This is a genomic window from Geomonas sp. RF6 (assembly GCF_021044625.1).
Classification (GTDB): Bacteria; Desulfobacterota; Desulfuromonadia; order Geobacterales; family Geobacteraceae; genus RF6.
Genome location: NZ_CP087999.1, coordinates 1305057 through 1331853 on the forward strand (window position 1 = coordinate 1305057; position 26797 = coordinate 1331853).

At 62.5% G+C, this 26797-nt stretch carries 27 protein-coding genes; 16 read left to right on the forward strand and 11 right to left on the reverse strand.

Annotation, left to right across the window (positions count from 1 at the left end):
• Positions 1 to 80: 80 nt before the first annotated feature.
• On the reverse strand, positions 81 to 1319 hold the full coding sequence (locus tag LPW11_RS05570; RefSeq protein ID WP_230997142.1) for an FprA family A-type flavoprotein: 1239 nt from the start codon (positions 1317 to 1319) through the stop codon (positions 81 to 83).
• A gap of 358 nt (positions 1320 to 1677) precedes the next feature.
• Here LPW11_RS05570 and LPW11_RS05575 point away from each other — a divergent pair, with 358 nt between their 5' ends.
• From LPW11_RS05575 to LPW11_RS05585, 3 genes are all read left to right on the forward strand, one after another.
• Positions 1678 to 2169 carry a cupin domain-containing protein gene (locus LPW11_RS05575; protein ID WP_230997143.1) on the forward strand — a complete coding sequence of 164 codons (492 nt, stop codon included), beginning with the start codon at positions 1678 to 1680 and terminating at the stop codon, positions 2167 to 2169.
• Between the two features lie 75 nt (positions 2170 to 2244).
• Positions 2245 to 3231 carry a DUF4382 domain-containing protein gene (locus LPW11_RS05580; RefSeq protein WP_230997144.1) on the forward strand — a complete coding sequence of 329 codons (987 nt, stop codon included), beginning with the start codon at positions 2245 to 2247 and terminating at the stop codon, positions 3229 to 3231.
• Positions 3232 to 3443: 212 nt separating this feature from the next.
• On the forward strand, positions 3444 to 4079 hold the full coding sequence (locus LPW11_RS05585; RefSeq protein ID WP_230997145.1) for a flavodoxin family protein: 636 nt from the start codon (positions 3444 to 3446) through the stop codon (positions 4077 to 4079).
• A gap of 115 nt (positions 4080 to 4194) precedes the next feature.
• On the opposite strand, the gene LPW11_RS05590 is transcribed toward LPW11_RS05585, so the two are convergent.
• The 7 genes from LPW11_RS05590 to LPW11_RS05620 form a co-directional block, all read right to left on the reverse strand.
• Positions 4195 to 5484, reverse strand: a complete 1290-nt coding sequence (locus LPW11_RS05590; RefSeq protein WP_230997146.1) for an FprA family A-type flavoprotein — start codon at positions 5482 to 5484, stop codon at positions 4195 to 4197.
• A 104-nt stretch (positions 5485 to 5588) separates the two neighbouring features.
• Positions 5589 to 6788, reverse strand: coding sequence for an MFS transporter (locus LPW11_RS05595; protein WP_230997147.1), 1200 nt, complete (start codon positions 6786 to 6788; stop codon positions 5589 to 5591).
• Between the two features lie 262 nt (positions 6789 to 7050).
• The gene (locus tag LPW11_RS05600) at positions 7051 to 7635 is read right to left on the reverse strand and encodes a putative metallopeptidase (RefSeq protein ID WP_230997148.1); all 585 of its coding nucleotides are present in this window, start codon (positions 7633 to 7635) and stop codon (positions 7051 to 7053) included.
• A complete protein-coding gene (locus LPW11_RS05605; protein ID WP_230997149.1) occupies positions 7632 to 7934 on the reverse strand; it encodes a cytochrome C in 303 nt (100 codons plus the stop codon). Before LPW11_RS05605 ends, LPW11_RS05600 begins: the two co-directional genes overlap by 4 nt.
• Before the next feature lie 952 nt (positions 7935 to 8886).
• The gene (locus LPW11_RS05610; protein WP_230998251.1) at positions 8887 to 9651 is read right to left on the reverse strand and encodes an acyl-CoA dehydratase activase; all 765 of its coding nucleotides are present in this window, start codon (positions 9649 to 9651) and stop codon (positions 8887 to 8889) included.
• A 22-nt stretch (positions 9652 to 9673) separates the two neighbouring features.
• Positions 9674 to 10672: a 2-hydroxyacyl-CoA dehydratase family protein gene (locus tag LPW11_RS05615; RefSeq protein ID WP_230997150.1), complete on the reverse strand. Its 999-nt coding sequence runs from the start codon at positions 10670 to 10672 to the stop codon at positions 9674 to 9676.
• A 3-nt stretch (positions 10673 to 10675) separates the two neighbouring features.
• Positions 10676 to 11014: a hypothetical protein gene (locus tag LPW11_RS05620; RefSeq protein ID WP_230997151.1), complete on the reverse strand. Its 339-nt coding sequence runs from the start codon at positions 11012 to 11014 to the stop codon at positions 10676 to 10678.
• Positions 11015 to 11185: 171 nt separating this feature from the next.
• On the opposite strand from LPW11_RS05620, the gene gcvT reads away from it, so the two are divergent.
• The 7 genes from gcvT (at position 11186) to LPW11_RS05655 (ending at position 18154) form a co-directional block, all read left to right on the forward strand.
• Entirely contained in the window at positions 11186 to 12277 is a 1092-nt protein-coding gene (gene gcvT, locus LPW11_RS05625) for a glycine cleavage system aminomethyltransferase GcvT (protein ID WP_230997152.1), read from the forward strand.
• Between the two features lie 118 nt (positions 12278 to 12395).
• A complete protein-coding gene (gene gcvH / locus LPW11_RS05630; RefSeq protein ID WP_230997153.1) occupies positions 12396 to 12770 on the forward strand; it encodes a glycine cleavage system protein GcvH in 375 nt (124 codons plus the stop codon).
• Positions 12770 to 14107 (forward strand): aminomethyl-transferring glycine dehydrogenase subunit GcvPA, encoded by a 1338-nt coding sequence (gene gcvPA, locus LPW11_RS05635; RefSeq protein ID WP_230997154.1) that lies wholly within the window; start codon positions 12770 to 12772, stop codon positions 14105 to 14107. The genes gcvH and gcvPA overlap by 1 nt, the downstream gene beginning before the upstream one ends.
• The gene (gcvPB, locus tag LPW11_RS05640; RefSeq protein ID WP_230997155.1) at positions 14098 to 15534 is read left to right on the forward strand and encodes an aminomethyl-transferring glycine dehydrogenase subunit GcvPB; all 1437 of its coding nucleotides are present in this window, start codon (positions 14098 to 14100) and stop codon (positions 15532 to 15534) included. Before gcvPA ends, gcvPB begins: the two co-directional genes overlap by 10 nt.
• Before the next feature lie 102 nt (positions 15535 to 15636).
• Complete coding sequence (locus tag LPW11_RS05645) at positions 15637 to 16455, forward strand: lipoate--protein ligase family protein (protein ID WP_230997156.1); 819 nt, start codon at positions 15637 to 15639, stop codon at positions 16453 to 16455.
• A 23-nt stretch (positions 16456 to 16478) separates the two neighbouring features.
• The gene (lipA, locus tag LPW11_RS05650; protein ID WP_230997157.1) at positions 16479 to 17357 is read left to right on the forward strand and encodes a lipoyl synthase; all 879 of its coding nucleotides are present in this window, start codon (positions 16479 to 16481) and stop codon (positions 17355 to 17357) included.
• A gap of 194 nt (positions 17358 to 17551) precedes the next feature.
• Positions 17552 to 18154 carry a M23 family metallopeptidase gene (locus tag LPW11_RS05655; RefSeq protein WP_230997158.1) on the forward strand — a complete coding sequence of 201 codons (603 nt, stop codon included), beginning with the start codon at positions 17552 to 17554 and terminating at the stop codon, positions 18152 to 18154.
• A 34-nt stretch (positions 18155 to 18188) separates the two neighbouring features.
• Here LPW11_RS05655 and LPW11_RS05660 read toward each other — a convergent pair whose 3' ends face one another.
• Together LPW11_RS05660 and trxA are read right to left on the reverse strand one after the other, a co-directional pair.
• On the reverse strand, positions 18189 to 18710 hold the full coding sequence (locus LPW11_RS05660) for a TlpA family protein disulfide reductase (RefSeq protein ID WP_230997159.1): 522 nt from the start codon (positions 18708 to 18710) through the stop codon (positions 18189 to 18191).
• A 4-nt stretch (positions 18711 to 18714) separates the two neighbouring features.
• Positions 18715 to 19044, reverse strand: a complete 330-nt coding sequence (gene trxA, locus LPW11_RS05665; protein ID WP_230997160.1) for a thioredoxin — start codon at positions 19042 to 19044, stop codon at positions 18715 to 18717.
• Between the two features lie 348 nt (positions 19045 to 19392).
• Here trxA and LPW11_RS05670 point away from each other — a divergent pair, with 348 nt between their 5' ends.
• The 6 genes from LPW11_RS05670 to hemB all read left to right on the forward strand — a co-directional run bounded on the left by LPW11_RS05670 (position 19393) and on the right by hemB (position 26193).
• Positions 19393 to 20067 (forward strand): precorrin-2 dehydrogenase/sirohydrochlorin ferrochelatase family protein, encoded by a 675-nt coding sequence (locus tag LPW11_RS05670; protein WP_230997161.1) that lies wholly within the window; start codon positions 19393 to 19395, stop codon positions 20065 to 20067.
• Positions 20064 to 20879, forward strand: a complete 816-nt coding sequence (ccsB, locus tag LPW11_RS05675; RefSeq protein ID WP_230997162.1) for a c-type cytochrome biogenesis protein CcsB — start codon at positions 20064 to 20066, stop codon at positions 20877 to 20879. Before LPW11_RS05670 ends, ccsB begins: the two co-directional genes overlap by 4 nt.
• 55 nt (positions 20880 to 20934) lie before the next feature.
• Positions 20935 to 22236: a glutamyl-tRNA reductase gene (gene hemA / locus LPW11_RS05680; RefSeq protein WP_230997163.1), complete on the forward strand. Its 1302-nt coding sequence runs from the start codon at positions 20935 to 20937 to the stop codon at positions 22234 to 22236.
• A 99-nt stretch (positions 22237 to 22335) separates the two neighbouring features.
• Positions 22336 to 23292, forward strand: coding sequence for a hydroxymethylbilane synthase (gene hemC, locus LPW11_RS05685; RefSeq protein ID WP_230997164.1), 957 nt, complete (start codon positions 22336 to 22338; stop codon positions 23290 to 23292).
• 234 nt (positions 23293 to 23526) lie between these two features.
• Positions 23527 to 25092 carry a uroporphyrinogen-III C-methyltransferase gene (gene cobA / locus LPW11_RS05690; protein WP_230997165.1) on the forward strand — a complete coding sequence of 522 codons (1566 nt, stop codon included), beginning with the start codon at positions 23527 to 23529 and terminating at the stop codon, positions 25090 to 25092.
• 114 nt (positions 25093 to 25206) lie between these two features.
• Positions 25207 to 26193: a porphobilinogen synthase gene (hemB, locus tag LPW11_RS05695; RefSeq protein WP_230997166.1), complete on the forward strand. Its 987-nt coding sequence runs from the start codon at positions 25207 to 25209 to the stop codon at positions 26191 to 26193.
• A 246-nt stretch (positions 26194 to 26439) separates the two neighbouring features.
• On the opposite strand, the gene LPW11_RS05700 is transcribed toward hemB, so the two are convergent.
• On the reverse strand, positions 26440 to 26772 hold the full coding sequence (locus LPW11_RS05700; protein ID WP_230997167.1) for a cupin domain-containing protein: 333 nt from the start codon (positions 26770 to 26772) through the stop codon (positions 26440 to 26442).
• Between the last annotated feature and the right edge of the window lie 25 nt (positions 26773 to 26797).

A 26797-nucleotide genomic window follows, 5' to 3' on the forward strand; every position in this document is an offset into this window, starting at 1 on the left:
AGCGGGTGCGGAAGGGGGTGCAACTATGGGAGGGAAGATGGCAGGGCGCCCCCGGTGGAGGCGCCCCGTGTCGTGGCAGGTCAGGCGGCAGCTACGATGGCGGCAGCTTTCACCTGGCGGGCAAGCTCCGCCGCGCGCTCCCTGATGAGTTGCAGCTGCTCCTCGGAGGCGGCTCCCTTGAACTCGACCGGCTCCAGGAACTGCCACTTCATCTTCTGGTGCTCCATGATCTCGTCGAGCTCGCGCTGGGCGCCGCCGGACCAGCCGAAGCTTCCGACCCTGAGCGCCACCTTTCCGGTCACCATCTTCCGACCCAGCTCATCGATGACTGCCGCCATCGGCGGGAACATCTTGAACTCGTAGGTCGGCATGGCGAGGATGACGCCGGTGGAGCGCCAGGCGGAGGCGAGGATGTCGCTGATATGCGTCTGCGGCACCTGATGGACGATCGCCTTCACCCCCTCGGAGGCGAGCCCCTCCAGAAGAGGCGCGATCGCTTTTTCGGTGTTGCCGTACATGCTCCCCCACAATACCGTCACGACCGGCTCTGCAGGTCCCGCCCCGAAGGAGGCGAAGCGCTGGTAGAGGGAGACCACCCTCTGCGGGTCGCGGCGCCACACGAGCCCGTGCCCCGGAGCGATGATCTTTACGTCCAGGTTCTTCAGCTTGTCGATGGCGCGAACCACCGAGGGGTGAAAGCGGGCCACGATGTTTGCGAAGTAACGAAGCGCCTCCTCCTCGTAGAACTGCAGCTGCTCCTCGGTCATCTCGTCGTCGCACCCGGCGGTCCCGACGGAGCCGTAGCTGCCGAAGGCGTCGCACGGCAGGAGGGTGCCGGTGGATGCCTCGTACGTCACCATGGTGTCCGGCCAGTGCACGTTCGGGGTCTCCTCGAAGACGAGCTTCTTCCCGTTACCGAGATCGATGCTGTCACCGGAGCGCACGGTCCTGTACTTCACGTCGAGCCCGTAGAAGGCCTGCGCCAGTTCCAGCCCCTTCTGGGTGATGACCACCTCGAAGTCGTTGGTGATCTTCTGGAAAGACTTGATCCACCCGGTGTGGTCCGGCTCGGTGTGGTTTATGATCACGTAGCGGATGTCCTTCACGTCGACGCCGATCTCCGCCATCTGCGCGTAGAGAGTTTCGGGGACGCCGTCCCAGTCGCAAACGCCGTCTACGATCGCCACGTCACGCCCCTTGATGACATAGGAGTTCATGGCGCAGCCGTGCGGCAGCGGCCACATCCCCTCGAAAAGGACGTCCGATTCTATATTGGCGGAGAGCCGGTAGATATTGTCGGTTACCAATGATGCCTGCATGCTGTCTTCCTCCTCTTGACCGGGCTCCCCGGCCGTTATCGTATTTTATGTGCTGCCGTGACGACTTCAGGTCTTTTAGGATCGATTTAGTCCTGTATTGGAAAGGAGCATAAACCCGGCCGCGGCTTTTGTCTATCACAAAATGACCTCCATTGTGTAAACAATTCCGCACCTGACGCGGGCTCGCGCACTTCCTGCCTCTCCGGCCGAAGTGCTATACTACCTGAGTCAGTTCTCATTTTATTGGGGAACTGCACATAGTTAGCATACTCAGCGGTCCCGTCTCCTGCCGCTTCACCTTTTGGTAGCCCCCCTCCGATGAAGCGGTACGAGAGGACGCGCCGGAAGGAGACGACACATGAACAACCTTCATCTCGGGACCCTGCTCCTCGGAGCACTCCTTTTCGCTGTACCTGCCGCTGCGCCGCTATCGGCCGCAGAGGAGGCAGAGCATCCCGTTTTCATCAACGCAGACGAAATGAAGTGGGACAGCGCCCCGCCGGGTCTTCCTGCGGGTGCGAAGGCGACGGTCGTCTATGGCGACCCGCACAAGCCGGGGCCGTTCGTGGTCCGGCTCATGACTCCCGCTGGATACAAGATCATGCCTCACTGGCACACCAGGGCGGAAAACCTCACGGTCATCTCCGGCGCGCTCTACCTCGGCGGCGGCGACAGTTTCGACTACTCGAAGGCCCATGCCCTGAAGCCGGGTGGATACCACTACCTGCCGGCCAGGATGCACCACTTCGCTTTCACAGACATGCCGACGGTGGTCCAGATACACGGCGAGGGGCCGTTCGACATCAACTACGTGCGCCAGAGTGACGACCCGCGCGGGCAGGTACGGTAGCTTTCTGCGGCGGCGGCATGCGAGGCCGCCGCTTCTCTGTTATGCTGGCTCCATCAAAATGCAGGAGGAACGACTGTGAAAAGAACGATCGAGACAAAGATCATCCCTTCCCTTTTCCTGCTTCTGGTTCTCCTTGCGATTTCCCAGGTCCCGGGGTGCGGCGGAGGGGGGGACGGAGGTGGGGGAGGAAGCGCGACAACAGGGACGCTGCAGGTCTCCATCACGGACGCGCCCCCGACGGCGCCGGTCTTCGCGAGCGTGCACCTCACGGTGGACAAGGTCGTGGTCGTCCCGGTGGGACGCGAAGGGGCGCCCGACAACGATGCATCCCTCCCGGTCATTGCGACCTTCCCGTCGGGAGTGGGGGTGGACATCCTCAACCTGCACTTCCTGCCGCAACTCCTCGGCAGCGCCACGATCCCTGCGGGGAGCTACAGCCAGGTCAGGCTGATCCTGGCGGCGAACCCTCCCACGGCGCTCACCAACTACGTCACCTTCGCCAACGCCCCGAGCCAAAGGGTCGCACTGACGACGCCGAGCGCGCAGCAGTCGGGGGTGAAGATCATCGGGAATTTCACAGTCACCGCAGGAGTGCTCAACACAATACTTCTCGACTTCAATCCCACTACCGCCATCGTGGTGGCGGGAAACTCCGGGAACGTCAACCTGAAGCCGACCGGGATCAGGATCATCCAGGTCTTCGACTCCCTCGCGAATGCGGGCTCCGTTTCCGGCACGATCCGCTCTCCGGCCTTCGGCGCCTGGTCGAGCGCAACGGTCTCCGTCGTACCGCGCAATCCTGCCGGGAGCGCAGTCACCTCCGGGATTATCTTCAGCAACTTCAGCTCCCCGAGTGTGTGGAAGGCGCCGTTCACAGCGATCTTGCCGCCGACCGGCGGAGGCACCATGCCGTCGGCAAACTACAGGGTGCTGGTGCAGGCGTATCGGGCGACGAACTCGCAGGGTCCGGTCTTTGGCCTGTACTCCTCCCCCCTCTTCACGGTCAGCACGGGAGTCGATACCGCCGTCCCGCCGGCAGGGGTGGTGCAACTGGCACCGTAGCATTACCCTGGTAGAGGTGCTCCGCACACTGACAGCCCACAGCAATGACAGACCCCGCCGAATCCGGCGGGGTCTGTTTTTGTGGCACCTTTGAGGAACGAAGTACCTAAAAAGTTCCTTATTGACGAAAGTCCCCATACGAGTCACGGTAGCGCTCCGGTTGCGACGGAAGACTTTACCTGAATGCACCAGTACAAACAGGAGGAATTGATATGAAAGTTGTGGCCTTCAATGGCAGTCCGAACAAAGAGGGGAATACCTGGAACGCACTGAAGCTGGTGACGGCCGAGCTGGAAAGGGAGGGGATCGAGACCGAAATCGTCCATGTGGGGAACGCGGCGATCAGGGGGTGTGCCGCCTGCTACGCCTGCCTGAAGAACAGGAATGAAGAGTGCGTCCTTCCCGGCGATGACGTGAACGAGTGGATACAGAAAATGAAGGCGGCGGACGGCATCCTTCTCGGGACGCCGGTGCACTATGCCGCGATGGCGGGGGCGATGAAATCGTTCCTCGACCGCGCCTTCTTCGTCGCCGGCGTCAATGATGGTCTGCTGCGCCACAAGGTCGGCGCATCGGTGGTGGCGGTGCGCCGCTCCGGCGGGCTCCCCGCATTCGACCAGTTGAACAACTTTCTGATGTACGCGGAGATGCTCATTCCCACCTCCAACTACTGGAACGTCATCCACGGCAGGACGCCCGGTGAGGTGCACCAGGATCCCGAGGGGGTGCAGATCATGCGGGTACTCGGGAAAAACATGGCTTTCCTCATGAAACTCGTGGAAAACGGGAAAGGTGCGGTGACACCGCCGGAGAGAGAGCAGAAGACCTTCTTCAGCTTTATCCACTGAAATTGAAACCGATCATGATACCAATACTGCCGAGTAGGCTGTAAGGTCCCCTCCCCCCTTGCGGGGGAGGGTCAGGGTGGGGGGGAAGGCGCCACCACTCCAGCTGATCGCAGCTTCACCCACCCCCTGACCCCCTCCCGTCGAGGGAGGGGGAACTATAAGGGTGAGCGGCTCGACAAACCGCCCGCTCCTTCACCGCGCGCGCCAGGTGGGCCGCGCGTTCCTTCAATAGATCCAGCGTCTCCACTCCCGCGTCCCCCCTGAATTCGACCGGCTCCAAAAACTGCCACTTCATCTTCTGGCGCTCGACGATCTCCTCCAGTTCACGCTGCGCCCCTCCGGACCACCCGAAGCTCCCCACACGGAAGGCGAGCTTGTTGATCACCTGCTTGCGCCCGAGATCCTCAAGGACCGCAGCCATCGGCGGGAACATCTTGAACTCGTAGGTCGGCATGGCGAGAATGATCCCCGTCGAGCGCCAGGCGGAGGCGAGGATGTGGCTTACATGCGTCTGCGGGACACGATGGACGACCGCCTCCACCCCCTCGGAAGTCACCCCCCGAACAATCGGATCGATTGCCTTTTCCGTGTTGCCGTACATGCTTCCCCAGATTACCGTCACCACCGGCTCGGCCGGGCCGTCGACAAAGGAGGTGAAGCGCCGGTACAGCTCCATGATGCGTTGCGGGTTCCCGCGCCATATCGGGCCATGCGCCGGCGCGATGATTGCGGGATCGAGTTCCTTTACCGTCTCGATGGCACGGGCTACTGACGGTGAAAAGTGGGCGAGGACATTGGAGTAGTAGCGCAGCGCCTCGTCCTCATAGCCGCCAAGCTGCTCCCCGCTCATCTGGTCGTCGCACATGGCCATGCCGAGCGCGCCGAAGCTCCCGAAGAGGTCGCAGGAGAGGACCGCGCCGGTGAATTCCTCGTACGTCACCATCGTCTCGGGCCAATGCACGTTCGGCGTCTCGACAAAGCGCAGTATCTTCCCCTTCCCCAGGTCGATGGTGTCACCGGTATGCACGACGCGGTAGTTGGCATCTGCTCCGTAAAAGCTTCTCGCTATCTCCACTCCCTTCTCGGTGGCGACGATCTCGACCCGCTCCGTCATCTCCAGCAGCGACTTCAGCCACCCGGTGTGATCCGGTTCTGCGTGGTTGATGACGACGTAGCGGATGTCGCCGACATCGCTTCCCATACCTTGCAGCTGCCGGTACAGAGCGGCAGGGGCTGCCGGGTCCATTCCCCAGACCCCGTCGACCATGGCTACATCGTACCCCTTCACCACGTACGAGTTCATGGAGCACCCCTGCGGCAGCGGCCACATCCCTTCAAAAAGGGTGTCGTTGAAGAGGTTTACCGAGAGCCGATACAGTCCGTGCGAAATGTGCGCTGCCGCCATGGTCGCTGCCTCCTTGGCCCGGTCACGCGGTGAGTCGGGCGTACAAGCAGATTTTGTACCGTACAGTGTAGCGCACAAAAAGAATTTCGAGAGACGGCGACCGTTTAGGAAAGAGGGGCGCCTTCATATCTCAGGCGGACGCGTCTCAGCCAGAGATAGGCAAGGGGGGGGACGGCGAGGAGGAAAAGATAGAGGAGGAGGTGAAAGGTCCCCTGCACCCCGGCCTTGTCCGCAACCTTCCCCACCACCGGACCGATGCAGGCAAAGGAGATGCGGAAAGAGAGGGTCTGGAGAGAGAGTACGGAGGCGCGCTGTCCGGACGGAGTTTCCCCCTGTGTGTGTGACAGCATCATCGGGCCGCGCAGCCCGCGCATGCAGGTGAGGAGGTAGTAGAAGAGAAACCCCCAGAGCCCGCCTATGATCCCGAGCCCGAAGTACCCGGTTGCGATGAGCGCGAAAAAGAGGATCATCATCCCCCGGTCCCCCAGCCGGTCGTGGAGGCGATGGCTTGCCATGGCAGAGAGCGCCACCATGAGGTTCGCCCCCGCCCACACCGGGCCGAACCAGGTCAGCGGCACCCCCGCATGGCGCATGTACGGCTGGATGAGCCACACCGGGAAGAACGAGGAGAGCCCGAGGATGGTATTCAGAAGGATGGTGTAGCGCAGGAGCTTGTTCTCGAGGAAGGCGTAGCGGGCGATCCCCCAGGCCTCTTTCAGGTGGGAGCGGGTCGGCTTCCGGTGCCGGGGGGGCTCCGAGATGGAGGTCGTCACCAGGAAGGCGAGGAGCCAGACGCCGACCTGGAGGAAAAAGGGGAGCAGCGGCGCCGCGGCATAGATGAGACCGGCACAGAGGGCACCGCACGCCTCGCCGGTCTGGGAGAAGCCGGTCATGCGCCCTTCGCACCGGGCGTACCGGTCGAGCTGCCCCTCGGCGCGCAGCGTCTCGTAGAGGAGAGCGCTATCGGAGCCGCTGATGAAGGAGAGGGAGATTCCGAGGAGGATTTCCGCGACGAGGACGTCGGCGAAGGAATGCGCCACTGTGTAGAAGCCCCAACCGGCCATGCCGAGGACGGACGCAATGGTGAGCGAGACCCGGTATCCGACCCTGTCGCTTACGTAGCCGGAAGGATACTCGAGGATGACGGTGGCAACGGAGAAGATACTCTGCAGGAGAAGGATCTGTGCCAGAGTGAGACCGATGTGGTCCTTCCAAAAGAGCGTGATGATCGCCATGGGAAAAAGCGTCATCTGCAGGAAGGCGAAGGCGTACAGCTTCGGGACGTTTCGGTCGAGGTTCTTCATGGGCGGAGAGTAGCACAGATTGTGCGGGAGACAAAGAGCGGTGCGGCGGGGCACCGAGCGTGAGGCGCGGGTGTGGCAGCAATACCGCTCTCACAAGTGTACGCTCCCGGCACAGCATCCTTCGCCCGGGGACTGGCTCCTTTGTTAAAAGGTGCCTGTCCCCCTCTTCACCTGTCCCCCTCTTCGCCCTTATGGCGGCTGCACCGCCAACGCAGGCAGGATGCCTACGCTCCAGCGCGAAGGCACCTTGCGTCGCCCATGCTCACCGTGCCAGCGTAACGGAAATGCGGGGGGCCTTCAGGCGCCTTGCCACGATGCCGGCGTGACGGCGGCGCAGCTCTTCGAGGTTTCCGTCCAGAAAGGAGAGATGCGAGCGGTCGGAAAGGCGCTCCAGGTAGGCGTGCACCAGCGTCTCCATGTAGGCGTTGTAGCGCCTCGTGGAGGAGCCGTGGGCATAGTTCTTACCGGGGAAGCGCCTGATGTCGCCGTCAAAGGCGGGAGAGATGTGGTAGAGCTCGTGGAAGACGGTGACGAGCTTCTCCCGGAAGGAAAGGGTCAGAAAGCGCGGGACCATGAAGTAGATGACGTACAGCATCTCCTGCCCCATGTGCTTGATGGTGGGCATGGTGCAGAGATAGTTCCGCCTGCCGCGTTTGGTCGTCATGCTCCGCTCACCCCCGGGAAAGCGCAAGGGGTGGATCTTCGCATAGCTGCCCCCTCCACCGGTGCGGCCGGTGGAGGTGCAGACCAGTACTCTGTCGGGATCTATGTGGCAAAGCTCCGGGGTGGTGAGCGAAATCTCCCGAATCAGCGACTCGAGCTCCCCGGTAAGGTTCAGTACGATCACTTCTCGGTCATACCTGCCAGCTTGAGTTTGTGACAGAAAAGGCAGCGCATCGGGCCGTCCTTCGGCTTGACCGGATGCTTCGGCGGGAAGGGAATGCCGCCGGGCTCGTAGTGGCAGGACGGACAGGTCTTGTCGACCTCCATCTTGCTGCCGGTCTTTTTCATGAGCTCGTAGGCGGGAGCGTGCTGGCTGTCCATCGGCACCTGCTTCGTCTTTTCCTCACCGGAAATGGCGACGAAGGTGATTATTACGGCTGCAACAATGGCGATGAATATCCAGTCTTTCTTGCTGATCTTCACGGTACTTCCTCCGCAACAAAAAGGTTGCCAGAGGGTAAACGCGAGCGACTGAAAATTCAAGAGAAAAAGGGAGGCGGGCTGGGGTCGAAGAGGGGGCGGAGCCTTGGAGCGTGGTGTGGTCCATGTAGGCCGGGATAAGCCGCCAGGCGTTCCCGGCGGTCCACCACAGCCGGAGCCGCGGCCACCGAATGCCGGAAACGCTACCGCTTATTCTGGCCTACAGTGCAACGCCGGGCCAGGGGCGGATGGGGCCGCGTCCATGTAGGCCGGGATAAGCCGCAAGGCGTTCCCGGCAGTCCACCACGGACGGAGCCACGGCCACCGAATGCCGGAAACGCTACCGCTTATTCCGGCCTACAGTGCAACGCCGGGCCAGGGGCGGATGGGGCCGCGTCCATGTAGGCCGGGATAAGCCGCCAGGCGTTCCCGGCGGTCCACCACAGACGGAGCCGCGCGGCAGCGAATGCCGGAAACGCTACCGCTTATTCCGGCCTACAGTGCAACGCCGGGGCAGGTGCGGATGGGGCGCGTCCATGTAGGCCGGGATAAGCCGCCCGGCGTTTCCGGCGGTCCACCACAGCCGGAGCCGCGGCCACCGAATGCCGGAAACGCTACCGCTTATTCCGGCCCTACAGTGCAACGCCGGGCCAGGGGCGGATGGGGCCGCGTCCATGTAGGCCGGGATAAGCCGCCCGGCGTTCCCGGCGGTCCACCACAGCCGGAGCCGCGGCCACCGAATGCCGGAAACGCTACCGCTTATTCCGGCCTACAGTGCAACGCCGGGGCAGGTGCGGATGGGGCGCGTCCATGTAGACCGGGATAAGCCGCCCGGCGTTCCCGGGCGGTCCACCACAGCCGGAGCCGCGCGGCAGCGAATGCCGGAAACGCTACCCGCTTATTCCGGCCTACAACGCCAGAAGTGCCAGCGATCGTAACGCAGCGGCCTCCTCCCCTACCCCATCGACGCACATCCGATGGCGCCGTTGTGCTGCGGGTAGCGCGGCACGACCGGCAGGATGCCGTGGTGCTCGGCCAGGAGATGGATCATTGCCGTATTCAGCGCAACCCCTCCTGTAACAACCAGCGCCTTCGACGGGTAGCGCTTCAGCATGGGGAGCACCCTCTTCACCAGGGTGAGGTTGACCCCGGCGCAGAGCCGCGACATCGGGTACCCGCGCAGGATCTGGCCGATAAGCTCCGATTCCCCGAAGATCCCGCAGGTCGCATCGAGCGCCACCGGCTCCTCGTAGTGCCGGGAGAGCTCCTCCAGCGGCACCTCGAGAACTGCCGCCATGTTCTCCAGGTATCTCCCGCTCGAGGCCGCGCACTTGTCGTTCATGACGAAATCCATGAGCTTCCCCCCCGACACCTGGGCGACCTTCGTGTCCTGTCCCCCCATGTCGAGGAGGGTGAAGTCGTGCAGCCCGGTCTGCAGCACCGCGCCCGCCACATGCGCCCGGATCTCCGAGATCACCCGCGCCCCCTTCAGGTTCACCGTGTTCCGGCCGTATCCCGTTACCGTCACCGATGCCGCGGCAAGCTCATCCCCCGTGAAAATCCCGCTCCCTTCCAGGTCAAGGGAGAGCTCGTCCCCTTCCATACGGCCGAAGCGCTTGTAAAAGGTGATGGTATCGAGGTTGGCAAGCCTCACCACCTCTTTCCCGCTGAGAAGCGCAAACTTCGCCTTCCGGCTTCCGAGGTCGATCCCTATCTTCATCTTCTCAGGCGATTGCTCCATTTTATGCGCTCCGCTCGTCCAGCCGCTCGGCGAGAAGTTCCAGGAAACCTTCCATGCGGATCTTCGTCCGCGCGTCGACCGGCCCCGGTTTGTCCCCCTCCAGGGTGATGATGGGAATCTCCAGCTGGCGGCGCAGCACCAGGTCCTCGATCTGCCGGAAGCAGAAGGACTGCACGTAGTGGATCACCCCGTCTATGCGGCGCCTCCCGATCTCCCGCTTTACATCGGCGAGGCGGTGCATGATGTCGTACGGGTAGGTGTAGGCGCGGTACTGCTCAACGAGGTCCTCGATCCCGTACGGCATGGCGAACTGCCTCTGCGTCTCGTTGAAGACGACCCGGGCGTCCAGGCTCTCCACGAAGGGGTACAGCCCGGAGGTGATGGGGGGAACGCCGAGAAAGGCCAGCCGCATTCTCTGCTTCATCGGCTCCCGCCCGCGCGCCTCCGCGAGGAAGGCGTCGACCTCCGCCTCGAAGGTATCGGGGTCGCCGTTCATGTCGGAGGTGGCGACCTGGAAGTAATGGTTCTCCTCCCCGGTCACCCGGTTTTCCTCCCAGCTCAGCCGGTCGATCTCGCGCACCTTCAGGCGTATGGCGTCGAGCCGCCTCTTCGCCGCGTTCACCTCTTCCCACCCCACGCCGAGGTACTCCATGAGCTTTTCTATCTCGTGGCGCAGGACCTGCGGGTCGCGGCTTGCCGGGTAGCCGAAGGGGTGGACGCGCACACCCTGCAGGGAGAGTACCTCCATGAGCGCCTTCGTGTAGCTGCAGTCCCCCTCCGTCACCGCGATCATCTCGTCGATGCCGTGGGCGACGACCGTGCCGTAGATCCCTTTGATCCAGCCGCAGACATTGCGGGGGAAACCGGCGAGTTCGGCGTCTTCAATGAGTATGGTGCTCTTTGGGGAGGTGATAAAGATATTGTTGAGGTCAACCGGGACCGCTCCCGCCGCGATGATGACTTCGAGGGGGATGGTGCTGGTAAATCCGACTTTGCGCAAAAGTTACTCCGTCTTGATGAAGTTCCAGTAGATGAGGACCCCGCCGATGGCGAGCGCCCCGAAGGCGAAGGGGAGAGTGGTGGAAAGGGAGAGCTGGCCTCCTTCGGCAGGAATCGTATAATGAATCAGGATCAGCAGGGAAGCCGCAGTGAAAAGGGCTCCCAGCACGAACTTGGAGCGCTTCACGATGGCGTAAAAGGCGAGAACGAAGAAGACGGCGACAAACCAGGGGTTGGAAATCGCCTTCTGCACGGTGAGGTGCCGGACGAACTCCACCAGGTTCCCTGTCTCGAAGGGAGTGAGCACCTCGGCCGTCTTTTTCAGTATCGCCTCTTTGTCCATACCCCCTCCAGGGGCCGTACTTCTCTGCCTGCAGCAAAAAATCCTGGTAAAGTCGCAGTAAAGATATAGCAGAAAATGTCCTGCGAGTAAAAGTGTATTGAATATAGGAGGAAAGGGGATCTGTCCGTCGACCTCTGCCCTTCGTTCAACAATCCGGGAAAGGAGAGGATCATGGATGGAATGAAGAACACACCGCTACTTGAAAAGCACCAGGGATTGCAGGCGCTCCTCGCACCATTCGGGGGGTGGCTCATGCCGATCCAGTACGCCGGAATTCTCGCCGAGCACAGGTGGTGCCGCGAGAAGGCCGCCCTCTTTGACATCTGCCACATGGGTGAGCTCCTCTTCCAGGGGGACATCGAGGGGGACGGGCTGGAGCATGTCTTCACCTTTTCGGTCAAGAAGATCCCCGTCGGCCGCTCGCGCTACGGGTTTCTGCTGAACGAGCGGGGTGGGATCCTCGACGACCTCATCGTCTTCAGACTTGCCGAAGATCGCGCCATGGTTGTCGTCAATGCGGCGACCACGGAGAACGACTTTGCCGTCATCCGCTCCCGCCTGCGCCCCGGCGCCGATTTCACCGACATCACCCCCGCCCTCGGGAAGCTCGACCTGCAGGGGCCACTCGCCCGCGCGGTGCTGGTGGAGACCTTCGGGGAGGACCTCGCATCCATTCCCTTCTTCAAATTCGTGAAGCGGGAACTCCTCGGAGTGGAGGCGATCGTGAGCCGCACGGGCTACACCGGGGAGCTCGGCTACGAGATCTTCATTCCGGTGGAAAAGGTAGGCGAGCTCTGGGATCTTTTCGTGCGGGATGAGCGGGTAGCGCCCGCGGGGCTCGGGGCGCGGGATCTTCTGCGCCTGGAGCTCGGCTACTCCCTCTACGGCTCGGACATAGACGAGGAGACCACACCGATCTCCGCCGGTCTCGGCGGCTTTGTGGACCTGGGGAAGGAGTTTGTGGGGAAGGAAGCGCTCGTAGCCGAGGAGCGCGAGGGATCAAAGCGGGTTAAGGTCGCCTTCCGCGTCGACTCGCGGCGCGCACCGCGGCATGACTACGGCATCTACCACGAAGGCGCGGAGGTCGGCCGCGTGACCAGCGGCGCCTTTTCTCCCATGCTTGGGTGCGGCATAGGGCTTGGGTATGTCACCCCTCACTGCGCGCCGATCGGAACCCCCCTCACCATCAGGCACGAGAAGGTGGAACTGCAGGGGGTGGTCGTGGAGCTTCCCTTTTACCGCGAGGGGTCCCTGCGGGGATAATATCCATAAAACCGCGCTCATCGCGGGTTGACGCGGGACCCTCCTGCTGCAATACTTTACCGCGTGCATTTTACGGGGCATCTGGTGCTGCGGCACCATTCCAGGGGGGAGGTGGCAGATGACAAAGTACTACACGAAGGAGCACGAGTGGGTGGAGGTGGTCGGTGAAGTGGCGACGGTCGGCATCTCTGTCCATGCCGCCCACGAGCTCGGCGACATCACCTTCATCGAATTGCCCGCGACCGGGAAGACGGTAAGCCAGTCCGAGGTACTTGCCGGCATAGAGTCGGTGAAGGCGGCAAGTGACGTGTACGCACCCCTCTCCGGCACCGTCATCGAGGTGAACCCCGATCTGGAGAGCGCACCGGAGATAGTAAACCAGAGCGCCGAAGGTGAAGGGTGGCTCTGCAAGCTGGAGCCCGCCGACCTCTCCGAGCTCTCCGCCCTCATGGATGAGGCAAAATACCAGGAGTACCTGAAGGGGCTCAGCTGATGACATACTGCCCGAACACCCCCGAGGAGATACGGGAGATGCTCTCGGTGATCGGGGTGGAGACGATCGAGGATCTCTTCGCCCCCATACCGAAGGAGCTGCGCGCCCGCTCCTTCGACCTCCCCCCCGGCATCTCCGAATTCGAGCTCATGGACCGGGCGCGCCAGCTGGCGCAGGCCGGCGGCAGCGGGATCGTCCCCTTCATCGGCGGAGGTCTGTACGACCACCTCATCCCGGCGACCGTCGACCACCTCGGCTCCCGCGCAGAGTTCGCCACCTCCTACACCCCGTACCAGCCGGAGTGCTCGCAGGGGACGCTCCAGGCGCTCTACGAGTACCAGAGCGGGATCTGCCGCCTCACCGGGATGGAGGTATCGAACGCCTCCCTCTACGACGGCGGGACGGCCCTTGCGGAAGGGGCGCTCATGGCGCTGCGCGTCACCAACCGCAACGCCATCGTGCTCGACCAGTCCGTGAACCCTTTGCACCGGGAGATCGTCAGGGGATATCTGGCGGGGCACGAGGCGCAGCTCGTGGAGATCGAGGCGAAGGGGTGCGAGGCGGATCTGGAGCGCCTCTCTTCCGCCATCAGCGGGGAGACCGCGGCGGTCCTCGTGCAGAATCCAAACTTCTTCGGGAGCGTCGCCGATTTCACCGCACTCGCCGAACGGGCGCACCAGCAGGGGGCGCTCCTGGTGGTGTCGTGCTACCCCATCTCGCTCGGTCTTGTAAAGAGTCCCGGGGAAATGGGCGCGGACATCGCGGTCGGTGAGGGACAAAGCCTCGGCAACCCCCTCTCCTTCGGCGGCCCCGCCTTCGGCCTCATCGCCGCCACAAAAAGCCTCATCAGGAACCTTCCCGGGAGGATCGTCGGGGAGACCATCGACCGCTCCGGGCGTCGCGGCTACGTCCTCACCCTGCAGGCCCGCGAGCAGCACATAAAGAGGCACAAGGCGACCTCCAACATCTGCACCAACCAGAGCCTCTGCGCGCTGCGAGGGATGATCTTCATGACGGCGCTCGGCGCGGACGGTTTCCGCGAGCTGGCACAGCTAAACTACGACAAGGCGGAGCACGCCAAGAAGGTGCTCGCCCTGATCGACGGCGTCACCCTGGAAAACCGTGCGCCGACCTTCAACGAATTCACCCTCACGCTCCCCACGGACGCGGGAAGTGTCGTGCAGCGGCTCCTGGCGCGGGGGATCGCCGCGGGGGTGCCGCTCGGGTCGTACTACCCCGGGCGCGAGAACTCCCTCGTGGTGACGGTGACCGAACGGCGCAGCCGGGAGCAGATCGAGAAACTCGCCGAGGGTCTGCAGGAGGCGGTATGCAGCTGATATTCGAAAAATCGATGCCGGGGCGGCCGGGGGTGAGGCTCCCCGCGCCGGACGTCCCGCACGCCGAACCGTTCCCCGCCGAGCTCTCCCGAAAGGAGCCGCCGCGGCTCCCGGAGGTGAGCGAGCTCGATCTGGTGCGGCATTATACGAACCTCTCCAGGCGCAACTTCTCGGTCGATACCAATTTCTACCCCCTCGGCTCCTGCACCATGAAGTACAACGTGAAGGTGATGGAGGACCTCGCCGCCCTCTTCCGCGACTGCCACCCGATGCTGGCACTCCTTCCTGGGGGCGCGGAGATGGCGCAGGGGCCTCTGTCGCTTATCTGGGAGCTGGAGCGGCAGCTGTGCGAGATCACGGGGATGGACCAGGTAACGACGCAGCCTCTGGCGGGGGCGCACGGGGAGATGACCGGGATCCTCATGATCGCCGCCTACCACCGGGCAAACGGGGAGAAGCGGCGCTACGTCATCGTCCCCGACTCCTCCCACGGCACAAACCCCGCGAGCGCGGCGATCGCCGGCTACGAGCTCATCACGGTACCGAGCGCGCCGTACGGCGACATGGACCTGGACGCCTACCGGCAGGTGCTCACGAACGAGGTCGCCGCGGTCATGCTGACCTGCCCCAACACCCTCGGCATCTTCAACCCCTACGTCGCCGACGTGTGCCGCATGGCGCACGAGGTGGGCGCCCTCACCTACTACGACGGCGCGAACCTGAACGCCATCCTCGGAAAGGTGCGGCCTGGGGATCTCGGCTTCGACGTCATCCACGTGAACCTGCACAAGACCTTCGGCACCCCGCACGGCGGCGGCGGCCCCGGGAGCGGCCCGGTCGGCGTGGCGCAGCGGCTCGCCCCCTTCCTGCCGGGACCGCGGGTGGTGCGGGGGGAGGACGGCAAGTTTACCCTCGTCCCCAGCGAGAAGAGCATCGGCCGCGTCTCCGACTTCTTCGGCAACTTCGGCATCATGGCCCGCGCCTACGGTTATATCACCCGCCTCGGGAAGGAAGGACTGATCGAGGTGAGCGAGCAGGCGGTTCTGAATGCGAATTATGTTATGGCGCGGCTGAAAGAAGCGTATGATCTTCCCTTCGACACCCTGTGCATGCACGAATGCGTCTTTTCCGCGAGCAGGCAGACGAAGGACGGCGTGCACGCCATCGACATCGCAAAGTACCTGATCGACCGCCGCTACCACCCGCCGACCGTGTACTTCCCGCTCAACGTGAAGGAAGCGATCATGATCGAGCCGACCGAAACAGAGAGCAAGCAGACTCTCGATGACTTTGTCGACGCGATGCTGGAAGCGGCGCGGATAGCGGCTACCGATCCGGAATCGCTGCGGCAGGCTCCGGTCGGGACACCGGTCGGGCGGCTCGACGAGGCGCGCGCCGCGAGGGCGCAGCAGGTCTGCTGCGAGTAGGGACTAGGCGGGGACTGGCTCCTTTGTTAAAAGGTGCCTGTCCCCCTCTCCGTCGCTGTCCCCCTCTCCGTCGCGCGGGAAGATCGAACGAAAGGAGTTGCAGTGAGAGAAAACGGAGGCGCGTGGCGCCTGGTTGACAGCGGGAGGCTGGACGGCCCCGCCAACATGGCGCTCGACGAGGCACTCCTGGAGAGCTTTGCCGCCGGCGCTTCCCCTCCGGTACTTCGCCTCTACGGCTGGAGCCCGGCCGCCCTGAGCGTCGGGCGCTACCAGGATGCCGCAGCTTCCCTGAACCTGCCGGTCTGCAGCGGCGACGGCGTCGACGTCGTTCGGCGCATGACCGGCGGCGGCATCATCTACCATGACCACGAGCTCACCTACAGCCTCGTCTGCTCACCCTCCCATCTCGGCCACATCTCCAGCGTAAAGGACGGCTTTCGCCAGCTCTGCGCTTTCCTCATGAGCACCTACCGCGGACTCGGGCTCGATCCCGCGTTTGCGACGGAGTGCAGCGACGACGAGGTCCGCTTCGGAGCGGCGACACCCTTTTGCTTTGCGGGGAGGGAAGCGTACGACATCGTGGTGGGGGGGCGGAAGCTGGGGGGGAACGCGCAGCGCAGGAAACGCGACCTCATCTTCCAGCACGGGTCTATCCCGCTGTCGAGCCGCGTGGCCCGGGGGTTGCGCTACCTGCGCGAGCCGGCTCCGGGAGCAGAGCGCGCCGTAAGTCTCGAAGAGCTCGGCGTAACCGTACCGGTGGAGACACTGAAGGAAGCGCTGGCGGCCTCGTTTGAGGCAGATGTGCAGGTGACGCTGAAGCCTCATCCGGTAACGGCGCAGGAATGGGAAAACGTGCAGAGGCTTCTGGACGAAAAGTACCGGTGCGAACGGTGGACCCTCAAGGGAGACGCCGGGAAGTAATAGCTCAACTGGAAAGGTAGTGCATGGATCCGTTGCGGAAACCACATTGGCTGCAGAAAAAGATCAACCCCGGCGCTCACGGAGAGATGGAGGGGCTGCTGAGCGAGCTGCGTCTCGAGACGGTCTGCCAGCAGGCGCATTGCCCGAACATCACCGAGTGCTTTTCCAGGAGCCAGGCCACCTTCCTCATCCTCGGCCGCATCTGCACGAGGCACTGTTCGTTCTGCAACGTTTCGAAGGAAGCGCCACGCCCCCCTGATCCGCAGGAGCCGGGAAACGTGGCGCAGGCGGTGCAGCGGCTGAAGCTTGCCCACGTGGTGGTGACGAGCCCCACGCGCGACGACCTCCCAGACGGAGGCGCGGCACACTTCGCGGAGACGGTCCGGCAGATTCGGCGGGCCTCTCCGGAGACCGCGGTGGAGCTTCTGGTGCCGGATTTTGCCGGAGACGAAGGGGCGCTGTCGGTGGTGCTGCAGAGCGCTCCGGAGATACTGGGGCACAATCTCGAGACGGTGCCGCGGCTGTACTTCATCCGCGCCGGCGCCGACTACGGCCGGTCTCTTCAGCTACTGGCGAGGGCACACCAGCTTGCACCGCAGCTGAAGACGAAGTCGGGACTGATGCTTGGCCTCGGGGAAGAGGAAGAAGAGCTCTTCGCGGTGCTGGAAGAGCTCCGCGCGACGGGATGCTCATACTTGAGCCTCGGGCAGTACCTCGCCCCGAGCCGGCAGCATTACCCGGTGCAGCGCTACCTCGAGCCGGAGCTTTTCGAGCGCTACCGGGAGAAGGCCCTCTCCCTGGGGTTCCTCCACGTGGAAAGCGCCCCCTACGTGCGCAGCTCGTACCATGCGCAGGACTATGAATCGAAAAGGATAGGACGGAATCGATGTAGGCCGGAATAAGCGCAGCGTTTCCGGCAGAGTCCACAGCCGCCGGGAACGCCTCCGGCTTATCCCGGCCTACATTCAGATGCCACATCCGCCCCCGCGGCTCGCCCCCAGAATGCTTTTCACCGACACGGTTGTTTCTTCCGGCTCACAAGGGTATGATGCACAACCTAGTACCCGCGGCGGCCATGCCGCACCAGGAGATCGGAATGCTTCACCGCACTCTCGCCCTTGGCGCGATCCTTTTCACCGCACTTTCCGTCTGCCCCGCTCCAGCCGAAGCCCGCAGGACTTCCCCCGTCGATGGCGGCACGGTCACGTCCGGGACCGGGTGGCGCCTCGACCCCTTCGGCACCGGGAGGATGATGTACCACAACGGCTACGACATCGCCGTCCCGATGGGGACTCCCGTGCACCCCGTCGAATCGGGAACCGTCTATTTCGCCGGCACCTACAAGGGGTACGGCGAGATGGTCGCCATCGACCACGGCAACGGCTACCTCACCATCTATGGCCACAACTCCGCCGTGAAGGTGCGTGCAGGGGAGAAGGTCACCAGCGACAGCGTCATCGCCCTCTCCGGCACCAGTGGCAGGTCGACCGGCCCCCACGTCCACTACGAGATGCGGATGCTCCCCAATTACCAGAAGGTGCAGCGCGCCAAGATGGAGAAGGACCTGAAACAGCTTGTGGAGAATAAGATCGGTGGCTGGGTGGAAGGTCAGGTGAAAGGGAATGCGGGACCGCATCTCAACGGGGGGGGGATGGGTGGAGGGAGCGAATTCTACCTGCCGGATGACCTGAACGAGTAGCTCTACTCCCTGTCGATTCTTCTATTCTATTACGTCACTGTTCGGCGATGAGCCTTCTGATTGTGTCCTCTATCGCTTTGCCGGTCTGCTCGGAATACCCCTGGAATTTCTCCGCGACCACCCCTCTTTTGTTGATGATGTAGATGGTGGGCACAGAGCGCAGGCCGTAATCGGTCTGCATATCTTCACCGGCTATGGCGATCGGATAGCCGATCTTCTTCTCGGCGGAGAAGGACTTCACCTCTTTCTCCCCCCCCTCATCCACACTGACTCCCAGGATCTGCAGCCCCTGCTTCCCGTACTTGCGATTGAGCGTATTGAGATGCGGAATGGAATTCTTGCACGGGACGCACCACGTGGCGAAGAAGTCCATGACGAGCACATAGCCGCGGTAGTTCGCGAGGGAGATCGGTTGTCCTGCAGTGGTGGTCAGCTTGATGGGAGGAGCGACATCCCCTTTCTGCAAAATAGCGGCGGCCGGCACTGCATTCATCAGCATGCCGGCAACCGCTAAGGGGAGAGAGTATCGACTGATTCTGGCGAGAACTCTTTTCATGGAGTTAAAGGGCCTTCTTGATCAGCGCCTCCAGCTGTGATTTGGGGATCGCACCGACGACCTGATCGAGCACCTTGCCGTCCTTCAGGAGGATGACGGTGGGGATGCCGCGCACGCCGTATTTTCCCGGAGTAGCGGGGTTGTCGTCAACGTTTACCTTCCCGACCTTAACGCGCCCCTGGTACTCCTCTGCGATGGAATCGATGAGGGGGGAGATAGCCTTGCAGGGGGCGCACCAGGTGGCCCAAAAATCTACCAGCACCGGTATATCGGACTGAAGAACTTCTTTTTCAAAGTTGTCATCGGTGAATGCATGCACGTGTTCACTGGCCATGTAACCCTCTCCTTAAGGAAATATACAATCGTCTATGATCATAGATGAGCGGCCAAAAAAAGCAAGGAGTAATTAAAGCCGGCAGCGGCGCTGTGACAGTTCCACATCCGCTGTTGACAGGGCTTCGCAGGTTGGGCCATAGTGACACCCTGAGAAAAAGTGGCGAGTAACAGTTGCATTTCGCCGCAATAGTGTATGCAGCGCAGAGGCCGCCAGGGGCACCTCCACCTGCGATCCCTCCAGGCGGCTCGGCCGCCATCGCCGGGGGGCTTCACATTTGGCGCTGCGGCCACTGCCATAGCAGAATTACATACCACTGCAGGCTTCATATCACCAGGAGACCCTTCCTTGCGCTGTTACCCGATCAACCTGAACCTCCACGGCAAAAAAGTCGTCATCATCGGCGGGGGTCGGGTCGCCGCGCGCAAGGCCGGACGTCTCGTCGCCGCCGGCGCCTCCGTCACCGTCATCGCCCCTGAACTTTGCAACCAGCTCCAAGCCATCGTCTCCGCCGGGAACGCGACCCACCTCGCCAGGGGTTACTCCGAGGGGGATCTCGCCGGCGCCTTTCTCGCCTTTGCCGCCACCGACGATGAAGCGACCAATGCCTCCGTCGCGACGGAGGCCCGCCGCATCGGGGTCCTAGTCGATCGGGTGGACGCCCCGGCGGACTCCGATTTCGGCACTCCCGCCCTCCTTTGCCGCGGCGACTTGCAGATCACCGTCTCCACCGGCGGAGTGAGCCCCGCGCTCTCCCGCAAGATCGTGGAGACGCTGGAAACGCAATTCGGACCGGAGTACGCAGAGGCTCTGGAGCTTCTCGGACGCGTCCGTGAAAAGATATTGACTGCCAAGGCAGGTAGCGAATACAATGAGCCGATTTTTTCCGAGCTCGCCGCGCTCGACCTCCCTGCCATGATCAAAAACGGCTCCCGGGACGAAGCACTCCAGACGCTCCTAAAACTCCTGGGCCCCGAATTCGCACAGGTCCTCTCCGCAGCGGTAAAAAAGGATCCTTCATGAACGCGTTGCTCTTCAATTCCGCCCTGGCCATCTACTCAGCCGCCACCGCCGTATACCTCGCCTTTCTGGTCAAGCCGCGGGACATCTTTGGGCGCGCCGCTCACTGGCTCATATCGACGGGCTTTCTCGTCCATCTCATCTTCACCCTGAACCGCTTCCGCGAGGCGGGACACTTTCCGATAACAAACCTGCACGAATCCCTCTCCTTCTTCAGCCTCGCCGTCATCGGCGTCTTCATCGTCTGCGAGAGGCGCTACCACGTCTTTATCCTCGGGTCCTTCGTAACTCCTCTGGCGCTCCTTTTCCTGGCGCTTTCGGCAGGGTACCCTTCGGACATCATGCCGCTCAACCCGGCGCTCAAGAGCGGCTGGCTCTCGATCCACACCGCCCTCGCCTTCCTGGGATACGCTGCCTTCGCCATCTCCTTCGGCGTCAGCATCATGTACCTCATACAGTCGCACTACCTGAAGAAAAAGAAGCTCGGCGCCCTCTTCCAGAAGCTCCCCCCCCTCGACCTTCTGGACGAGATCAGCTACCGCTGCCTGACCTGGGGCTTCCCGCTTCTGACTTTTGCCATCATCTCCGGCGCCATCTGGGCGGAAACCGCCTGGGGCACCTACTGGAGTTGGGACCCGAAGGAGACATGGTCCCTCATAACCTGGTTTGTGTACGCAGCACTCCTGCACGGTCGTCTCACCACCGGTTGGCGCGGCAGAAAGGCCGCGTTCCTCTCCATTCTCGGCTTTGCGATCCTCCTTTTCACCTTCCTGGGGCTGAATTTCCTTCCGCCGGGGCTGCACAGCTACAAATGAGTTATCGGAACCGAAGCGCCGTCAGCTGTAACTTCTCAAAAGAGGCAGGTTGTTTATGAACATTATCGTGGTCGGGCTGTCCCATAAGACTGCCGGAGTGGAAATCCGGGAGAAGGTGGCGTTCGCCCCGACTCAGATGGAAAAACCGCTGCGCGCCGTGGTGGCGCTTCCCGATATCACCGAGGCCGTCATCGTCTCCACCTGCAACCGGGTAGAGATCTACGCCACCACGAGGGACGTGGCTGGCGGCATGGCGCGCCTGAAACGCTTCCTTGCCGACTACCACAAGGTGGACCTGGAGCTCCTGGAAAAGCACCTCTACGCCTACCACGGCGAGGACGCCACCCGCCACGTCTTCCGCGTCGCCGCGAGCCTCGACTCCATGGTGGTGGGGGAGCCGCAGATCCTCGGACAGATCAAGACCTCCTACGGCTACGCCGCAGAGTTCAAGAGTTCCGGCGTCATCCTGAACCGCTTCCTGCACAAGGCGTTTTCCGTCGCAAAGAGGGTGCGCACCGAGACGAAGATCGCCTCCTCTGCGGTCTCCGTCGCCTTCGCGGCAGTGGAGCTCGCCAAGAAGATCTTCGGCGACCTCTCGGACAAGGTCGTCCTCCTCGTCGGCGCAGGGGAGATGTGCGAGCTGGCGGCGAAGCACTTCATAAACTCCGGAGTGCGCGGCGTCATGGTCACCAACAGGACCTTCGAGCGCGCCGAGAAGCTCGCCGAGGAGTTCGACGGGAAGCCGGTCCGCTTCGAGGAGCTCTTCGACCACCTGCACAAGGCGGACATCATCCTCTCCTCCACCGGCGCGCCGCACTTCATCATCAAGCCGAAAGAGGTGGACGAGGTGATCCGGCGCCGCAAGCTGAAGCCGATGTTTTTCATCGACATCGCCGTGCCGCGCGACATCGACCCGAAGGTCAACGACGTGGAGAACGTCTACCTCTACACGGTCGATGACCTGAATGGCGTCGTCGCCACGAACCTGGAGCAGAGAAAGATCGAGGCTGCGAAGGCAGAGGCGATCGTGGAGCAGGAGATCGGGCAGTTCTTCAAGTGGCTCTCCTCCCTGGAGGTGACCCCCACCATCGTGGCGCTGAGGACCCGCTTCGACGATGTGCGCAGGACCGAGCTCGCAAAGACCTTGGCAAACTGGAAGGACCTGCCGCCGGACGCCGAGAAGAAGCTGGAGTCGCTGACCAATGCGATCATGAACAAGCTTCTGCACCAGCCAACCAGCATCCTGAAAAAGACCGACCAGGGGAGCCGCAACGAGCTGTACGTAGACGCGCTGCGCCAGCTCTTCGAGTTGGAGGACACCGCGCCGCGCGAGGCGCTGATGGAGATAGAAGAGTAATACCGAGGTTCACGAGTCCCCTTGAGGGGCGCCCCGCAGCCTGACGTTAAAGAAAAGACACACCGAGTTGGACTTGTTCACTATAAGGAGAGTATCTAGATGGCGTTGAAACAGCTGAGAATTGGGACCCGCGCGAGCCAGCTCGCGCTGTGGCAGGCAAATTGGGTAAAATCCGAGCTTGAGAAGCGCTATCCGGATATGGAAGTTACCCTCGTCAAGATCAAGACCATCGGCGACAAGATCCTTGATGTACCGCTGGCGCAGGTCGGCGGCAAAGGGCTCTTCGTGAAGGAGATCGAGGAAGCGATGCTGCGCGGCGAGATCGACATCGCTGTGCACAGCATGAAAGACGTGCCGACCGAGTTCCCGGAAGGGCTCGGCCTGTACTGCATCACCGAGCGCGAAGATCCGCGCGACGCGGTCATCTCCCGCGGCGTGAAGTTCGCCGACCTCCCGCGGGGCGCGAAGATCGGCACCTCCGCGCTGCGCCGCCAGGCCCAGCTCCTCAAGGTGCGCCCGGACCTCGAAATGGTGATCATCCGCGGCAACGTGGAAACCAGGATGAAGAAGCTGGAGACCGAAGGGCTCGACGCAGTCATTCTTGCCGCAGCAGGCCTCAATCGTCTCGGCTTTGCCGACAACGTCAGCGAGTACCTCGACACCGACCTCTCCCTCCCGGCCATCGGGCAGGGCGCTCTCGGCATCGAGTGCGCACTCGCCAACGAAGAGGTGAAGCAGGCGATCGAATTCTTCAACCACCCCGACACTGCCCATGCGGTCCGCGCCGAGCGCGCGCTCCTGTGGCGCTGCGAGGGGGGCTGCCAGGTTCCGATCGCAGCCTTCGGGCAGGTTACCGGCGACGAGCTGAAGCTTACCGGCTTCATCGCGTCCGTTGACGGCAAGACCTCCGTGAAGGGCACCGTCACCGGGCCGGCAGTCGAGTGCGAGAAGCTGGGCATCAAGCTCGCCGAGCAGCTTCTGGCGGATGGGGGCCACGCGATTCTCGCCGAGGTATACCAGCGCGAAGTTTCCCGGGAGAAGGAAATCCCGGTCTAAGCACCGCTTATCAGGTAGCATCACAACGTCTGTTGGTCCGATGAATGCCCCTCTCACAGGGGGGCATTCATCCTTCGCGGAAGGGATTCAGCAGCAGACGTAGAAGGCATCAAAAAGGCTAACGGTCCTCCCTTAGCCTTTTAGCTTTTGAAGGCGACAACCCTGGACGCGGTCTCGCGGCCGCTCACAAAAGGGAAGGCGCCAGCGGCATTTCTCCCGGAAGGTGGTGACGGTATGACAGAAAATTCAGCAGCCGAAGGCTTCGTGTATCTTGTCGGCGCAGGTCCCGGCGACCCCGGGCTGATCACCGTCAAGGGGCGCGACTGCCTCGCCAAGGCAGAGGTCGTCCTCTACGACTACCTCGCCAACGACGATCTGCTGAGGCTCGCGCCGGCGGGAGCGGAGCTCATCTACGCAGGAAAGATCGGCGGTGGGCACAACAGCGATCAGCAGAAGATAAACGAGCTACTGGTGGAGAAAGCACGGAGCGGCCGGCAGGTCGTGCGGCTGAAGGGGGGCGATCCGTTCATCTTCGGCAGGGGCGGTGAGGAGTGCCTGGCCCTCGAGGCTGCGGGGATCCCGTTCGAGGTGGTCCCCGGTATCACCGCCGCGATCGGGGCTAGCAGCTACGCCGGCATCCCCCTCACCCACCGCTGCATCGCCACATCCGTCGCCTTCGTCACCGGGCACGAAAGCCCGGAGAAGGAGAACTCCCAGATCGACTGGGAGCGGCTCTCGCTCGGCTCCGGGACGGTCGTCTTCTACATGGGAGTCAAAAACCTCCCGCAGATCGCCCAGAACATGATCTCCCACGGCAGGCCGGCCGAGACTCCGGTAGCCCTTATCCGCTGGGGGACGCGGCCTGAGCAGGAGGTGCTGGTCGGCACCCTGGAAAACATCGCCGAAAAGGCGCGCGAGGCCGGATTCCGCGCTCCCGCCATAACGGTCGTCGGAGAAGTCGTGAGCCTTCGGGAGACGCTGCGCTGGTTCGACAACAGGCCCCTCTTCGGGAAATCGATCCTCGTGACGCGTGCGGCGGACCAGGCGGGTGAATTCTCCGGCCGCCTCGAGCGCCTCGGTGCCCGCGTGTACAGCTGCCCCACGATCGAAATCATTCCGCCGGCAAGCTTCGAGGAGCTGGACGGCGCCATCACCGAGATCGACACTTTCGACTGGATAATCTTTACCTCGTACAACGCGGTGAAGTACTTCTTCTGCCGCCTCAACGCGCACGGTCTCGACACCCGCGCCCTCGGGCGCTGCCGGGTCTGCGCCGTCGGCCCGAAAACCGCCGCAGCGCTGAAGGTCTTCGGAGTGCGCGCGGATCTTGTCCCCCCCGACTACAAGGCTGAGGGGGTGGTCGACGCCTTCGGCTCGCTGGAGATCGCGGGGAAGAAAGTGCTCTTTCCGAAAGGGGACCGTGCACGCGATGTCGTGCCGCGGGAGCTCGCCCGGATGGGGGCAGAGGTGGTGACGCCCGTGGCGTACGCCAACGTCATCCCCGCCGACATTCCGGCGGAATCTCTGGCCGCGCTGGAAGACGGAAAGATCGACTGCGTCACCTTCACTTCATCCTCGACTGTGCAGAATCTTCAGCGTATTCTTGGCGGCGAGAGATTTCTGCACCTGCTGGACGGCGTAGCCATCGCCTCCATCGGCCCGATCACCTCGTCCACCTGCCGGGAACTCGGGCTGGAGGTGCATGTGGAGCCCGCACAGTACACACTGGACGCACTGGAAGCGGAGCTGGTGGAGTATTTCGCTGGGACGCCGCAGGCGGAGGCCGCCACCACGGTTTAGGCAGAAAGATCACAACTTTACAAAAGAGGCGCGATTTCAAGGTCGGCAGACGCGCCGCATGTCACTGCCGAGGCATCGTCAGGAGCCTCATCGCATAACCAAAGGAGACAGCACATGTTCTACCCAGTCTACCGCGCCCGGCGCATTCGCAGCAAAGAGGTATTCAGAAACATGGTCCGCGAGACCAGCCTCTCCGCCAACGACCTGATCTACCCGATGTTTTCCGCCTTCGGCAAGGGGATCCGCAAGGAGATCTCCTCCATGCCGGGAATCTACCAGCAGTCGATCGAGTACATCGTCGAGGAAGCTCAGGAGGCCTATGAGCTCGGCGTGCCGGCGGTGATCCTCTTCGGGATTCCCGAGACGAAAGACGCGGTCGGAAGCGATGCGTACTGCGACACGGGGATCATCCAGGAAACGATCCGCGCCATCAAGAAGGCGGTCCCCGGTCTCGCCGTCATCACCGACGTCTGCATGTGCGAGTACACCGACCACGGCCACTGCGGCATCATCAAAAATGGCGACGTCGACAACGACGAGACCCTTGAGCTCCTGGCGAGGGAGGCTCTTTCCCATGCAAAGGCAGGCGCCGACATGGTCGCCCCCTCCGACATGATGGACGGGCGCGTCGCAGCTATCCGCGAGGCGCTGGACAACAACGGCTACAAGGACATCCCTGTCATGAGCTACGCCGTGAAGTATGCTTCCGGCTACTACGGGCCGTTCAGGGAAGCCGCCGAGTCCACCCCGCAGTTTGGCGACCGCCGCTCCTACCAGATGGATCCGGCCAACAGGCTGGAGGCGATCCGCGAGGCGCGGATGGACGTGGAAGAAGGCGCCGACATCCTCATGGTGAAGCCGGGGCTGCCGTACCTGGACATCGTGCGCGAGGTGCGCAACGAGTTCAACCTGCCGCTGGCGGTGTACAACGTCTCCGGCGAGTACAGCATGGTGAAGGCCGCAGCGAAAATGGGGTGGATCGACGAGGACCGCGTCATCATGGAGACGATGATGGCGTTCAAGAGATCCGGAGCCGATCTCATCCTCACCTACCACTCGAAAGAGGTGGCGAAGCTCCTGAAGAAGGGGTACGGCGCCTAGGGCACGAAAAGGGGCAGCGGTCATCGACACCGCTGCCCCTTTTGTTTTTTCGTCCGCAGATTACGCAGATTAGCGCAGATTATTTTCGAGCAGCTGCCAGCCTTACCTCTTATTCGAGAAGTAATTGAGGGAAGATCAGGTTCTCGATTTACCCTCCGCCTTTACCTTTAAAATCTGCGGAAATCTGCGTAATCTGCGGATAAAACCCGCCTTTAAGATGTGCGTAATCTGCGGAAAAAGCCGCGTTTAAGCCCTTATCATCACCAGCAACATCTTAAATTTCTGCACCGCGCGCAGGGAGTGCGGCTTGTTCGCCGGCATGACGATGATCTCCCCTGCGGCTACATTGTGCGCGGTACCATCTATGTTTATCTGCGCCTCGCCGTCCAGCACCTGCACAAACGCGTCGTACGGTGCGGTATGCTCACTCAGCCCTTCCCCCTCGTCGAACGCGAAAGCGGTGATCGTACCCACCGGCTTGTCAAGAATAGTGCGACTGACCACAGCACCATCCTGATAACCAGCTAATCCAGCCAGCTCCAGCTTCTCACCCGTGACAACACCTTTTTTCTCAGCCATCTCATCCTCCTTTGAAGAGCATCAT

Coding starts and splice junctions, on each gene's coding strand:
- hemC (WP_230997164.1), top strand. CDS start 22,336: ATGGCGTTGAAACAGCTGAGAATTGGGACCCGCGCGAGCCAGCTCGCG.
- LPW11_RS05610 (WP_230998251.1), bottom strand. CDS start 9,651: ATGAAGATAGGGATCGACCTCGGAAGCCGGAAGGCGAAGTTTGCGCTT.
- gcvH (WP_230997153.1), top strand. CDS start 12,396: ATGACAAAGTACTACACGAAGGAGCACGAGTGGGTGGAGGTGGTCGGT.
- LPW11_RS05660 (WP_230997159.1), bottom strand. CDS start 18,710: ATGAAAAGAGTTCTCGCCAGAATCAGTCGATACTCTCTCCCCTTAGCG.
- LPW11_RS05575 (WP_230997143.1), top strand. CDS start 1,678: ATGAACAACCTTCATCTCGGGACCCTGCTCCTCGGAGCACTCCTTTTC.
- hemA (WP_230997163.1), top strand. CDS start 20,935: ATGAACATTATCGTGGTCGGGCTGTCCCATAAGACTGCCGGAGTGGAA.
- LPW11_RS05700 (WP_230997167.1), bottom strand. CDS start 26,772: ATGGCTGAGAAAAAAGGTGTTGTCACGGGTGAGAAGCTGGAGCTGGCT.
- gcvPB (WP_230997155.1), top strand. CDS start 14,098: ATGCAGCTGATATTCGAAAAATCGATGCCGGGGCGGCCGGGGGTGAGG.
- LPW11_RS05620 (WP_230997151.1), bottom strand. CDS start 11,014: ATGGACAAAGAGGCGATACTGAAAAAGACGGCCGAGGTGCTCACTCCC.
- LPW11_RS05655 (WP_230997158.1), top strand. CDS start 17,552: ATGCTTCACCGCACTCTCGCCCTTGGCGCGATCCTTTTCACCGCACTT.
- gcvPA (WP_230997154.1), top strand. CDS start 12,770: ATGACATACTGCCCGAACACCCCCGAGGAGATACGGGAGATGCTCTCG.
- cobA (WP_230997165.1), top strand. CDS start 23,527: ATGACAGAAAATTCAGCAGCCGAAGGCTTCGTGTATCTTGTCGGCGCA.
- LPW11_RS05585 (WP_230997145.1), top strand. CDS start 3,444: ATGAAAGTTGTGGCCTTCAATGGCAGTCCGAACAAAGAGGGGAATACC.
- lipA (WP_230997157.1), top strand. CDS start 16,479: ATGGATCCGTTGCGGAAACCACATTGGCTGCAGAAAAAGATCAACCCC.
- LPW11_RS05570 (WP_230997142.1), bottom strand. CDS start 1,319: ATGCAGGCATCATTGGTAACCGACAATATCTACCGGCTCTCCGCCAAT.
- LPW11_RS05590 (WP_230997146.1), bottom strand. CDS start 5,484: ATGGCGGCAGCGCACATTTCGCACGGACTGTATCGGCTCTCGGTAAAC.
- LPW11_RS05595 (WP_230997147.1), bottom strand. CDS start 6,788: ATGAAGAACCTCGACCGAAACGTCCCGAAGCTGTACGCCTTCGCCTTC.
- hemB (WP_230997166.1), top strand. CDS start 25,207: ATGTTCTACCCAGTCTACCGCGCCCGGCGCATTCGCAGCAAAGAGGTA.
- trxA (WP_230997160.1), bottom strand. CDS start 19,044: ATGGCCAGTGAACACGTGCATGCATTCACCGATGACAACTTTGAAAAA.
- gcvT (WP_230997152.1), top strand. CDS start 11,186: ATGGATGGAATGAAGAACACACCGCTACTTGAAAAGCACCAGGGATTG.
- ccsB (WP_230997162.1), top strand. CDS start 20,064: ATGAACGCGTTGCTCTTCAATTCCGCCCTGGCCATCTACTCAGCCGCC.